Genomic DNA, 2,400 nt, shown 5'->3' on the forward strand with positions numbered 1-2,400 from the left:
GGGCCCGACCCGCTCGGCCGCACGCGCACCGCCGCGGCCCGGCTGGTGGCCGAAGGGGCCGCGGCCGTCGTCGTCGACTGCGAGACATCCTATGTACGACTGGGTTTGGCGGCCGACCTGGCGGGCCATCTGGGCGCGCCGTCGGTGCGGCTGGAGCAGCTGCGGGCCGACAACCTGACCGAGCTGGTGAAGGTGCAGTCCGACCGGGGCGCAGCCTGACGGTTGTAGGAAGGTGATGCGATGCCTCAGGGGCAACCGCTGACGGTTCCCAGCGATGGGCTGACGACCCGCGCACGGCGCACCGCGCCGCTGCTGGCCGTGCACACCGGGCCGGGCAAGGGCAAGTCCACCGCAGCGTTCGGGATGGCGCTGCGCGCCTGGAACCAGGGCTTCGATGTCGCGGTGTTCCAGTTCGTCAAGAGCGCCAAATGGAAAGTGGGAGAAGAGGTTGCGCTGCGAGAGCTGGGACGCGTCCACGATGAGCGCGGCGTCGGCGGACCGGTCGAGTGGCACAAGATGGGTTCGGGCTGGTCGTGGTCACGCAAGGCCGGAACCGAGATCGATCACGCCGCGGCCGCGGCCGACGGGTGGGCGGAGATCGCCGACCGCCTGGCGGAGGAGCGCCACGACTTCTATGTGCTCGACGAGTTCACCTATCCGCTCAAATGGGGTTGGGTGGACGTCGATGAAGTGGTCGACGTGCTCCGCGCGCGTCCGGGACGTCAGCACGTGGTGATCACCGGGCGCGACGCCCCTGCGGCGCTGCTGGATGCCGCGGATCTGGTCACCGAGATGACGAAGGTCAAGCATCCGATGGATGTCGGGCGCAAGGGCCAGAAGGGCATCGAGTGGTGAGCGCTCTGTGCCCATTCGAACTGCGCGAGCGCGCGCAAAATGCCACTAGTTGCGGCGTGTCGGCGTGCAGACACGCAAGCTCGCGGGGCGAGGCGTGAGCACGCCGGCGGTCGTCATTGCCGCACCGGCCTCGGGCAGTGGAAAGACCACCGTCGCAACGGGTCTGATGGGTGCGCTGCGGCAGGCCGGCCGCCGGGTGGCGCCGTTCAAGGTCGGACCGGACTTCATCGACCCCGGGTATCACGCGCTGGCCGCGGGCCGGCCGGGCCGCAACCTCGATTCGGTGCTCGTCGGTGATCGGCTGATCGGTCCGCTGTACCGGCACGGCAGCGACGACGCCGACATCTCGGTCGTCGAGGGGGTCATGGGCCTGTTCGACGGCCATATCGGCGACGTCGCGTCCGGAGGCGCCGCGCAGGGATCCACCGCGCAGGTGGCCTCGCTGCTCGGGGCGCCGGTGGTGCTCGTCGTCGACGCGCGCGGGCAGAGCCACAGCGTGGCGGCGCTGCTGCACGGTTTCGCCACGTTCGACCGCGGCGTCCGACTCGCCGGGGTGATCCTGAACCGGGTGGGGTCCGCGCGGCACGACGAGGTGTTGCGCCAGGGGTGTGAGCAGGCCGGTGTCGCGGTGCTCGGATCCATCCCGCGGGCCGATGAGCTGGCGGTGCCGTCGCGGCACCTCGGGCTCGTCACGGCGGTGGAGCACGGCCGCCGCGCCGGCGCCGCGGTCGAGGCGATGACCTCGCTGGTGGCCCGCCACGTCGACCTGGACGCGGTGGCGTCGGCCGCAGCCGGCCACGTCGCCGACGAGCCGTGGACGCCACAGCTGACCGAACCCCGCGCCGACGCACCGGTCGTCGCACTGGCCGCGGGCAAGGCGTTCACCTTCGGCTACACCGAGCACCGCGAACTGCTCGCCGCCGCAGGCGCACAGGTCGTGGACTTCGACCCGCTGCACGACCCGTTGCCGTCCGGCACGGCCGCGCTGGTGCTTCCCGGGGGATTCCCCGAGCAGTTCGCTGCCGAGCTGTCGGGCAACGACGCGGTGCGCGCGCAGATCCGCACGCTGGCCGCCGCCGGTGCGCCCGTGCACGCCGAATGCGCGGGCCTGACCTATCTGGTCGACGACCTCGACGGCCGGCCGATGTGCGGGGCACTTGCGGGGTCGGCGTCGTTCACCGACACGCTGACGCTGGGGTACCGCGACGCGGTCGCGGTCTGTGATTCGTCGCTCCACGCCGTCGGCGAACGGGTTGTCGGCCACGAGTTCCACCGGACCACGGTGCATTTCGCGGGGGAACGGCAGCCGGCATGGTGCTACCGGGGCCTCGCGGGCGGGGCTGTCGAGGACGGTGCCGTGCTCGGCGGAGTGCACGCCGGCTATCTGCACACCCATCCCGCCGCCCACCCGCAGGCGATCGCCCGCTTCGTCGCGGCCGCCGCGCACTCTAAGCCTGGATTCACCGATGAGGTAGGGATGGGAGGCGGGTTGTAACAGCGAAATGCCCTGTCGTGGTGAAAGAATGAGATTTCTCGAGGATCACA

Annotated in this window: 3 protein-coding genes; all 3 read left to right on the forward strand. The window is 71.1% G+C overall.

From position 1 onward, the window contains the following. A partial coding sequence (locus H7I57_RS08755; protein ID WP_504928636.1) for a vWA domain-containing protein occupies positions 1–219 on the forward strand: 219 nt, incomplete at its 5' end. 21 nt (positions 220–240) lie between these two features. Continuing rightward, positions 241–855 carry a cob(I)yrinic acid a,c-diamide adenosyltransferase gene (cobO, locus tag H7I57_RS08760; RefSeq protein ID WP_264023034.1) on the forward strand — a complete coding sequence of 205 codons (615 nt, stop codon included), beginning with the start codon at positions 241–243 and terminating at the stop codon, positions 853–855. A 94-nt stretch (positions 856–949) separates the two neighbouring features. After that, the gene (locus tag H7I57_RS08765; protein WP_264023035.1) at positions 950–2,350 is read left to right on the forward strand and encodes a cobyrinic acid a,c-diamide synthase CobB; all 1,401 of its coding nucleotides are present in this window, start codon (positions 950–952) and stop codon (positions 2,348–2,350) included. The last annotated feature ends 50 nt before the right edge of the window (positions 2,351–2,400 follow it).

It is taken from the genome of Mycolicibacterium pyrenivorans, from assembly GCF_025821625.1.
Taxonomy (GTDB): domain Bacteria; phylum Actinomycetota; class Actinomycetes; order Mycobacteriales; family Mycobacteriaceae; genus Mycobacterium; species Mycobacterium pyrenivorans.

Excerpts from the sequence above, each read along its gene's own strand:
- cobO (WP_264023034.1), top strand. The coding sequence starts at position 241 with ATGCCTCAGGGGCAACCGCTGACGGTTCCCAGCGATGGGCTGACGACC.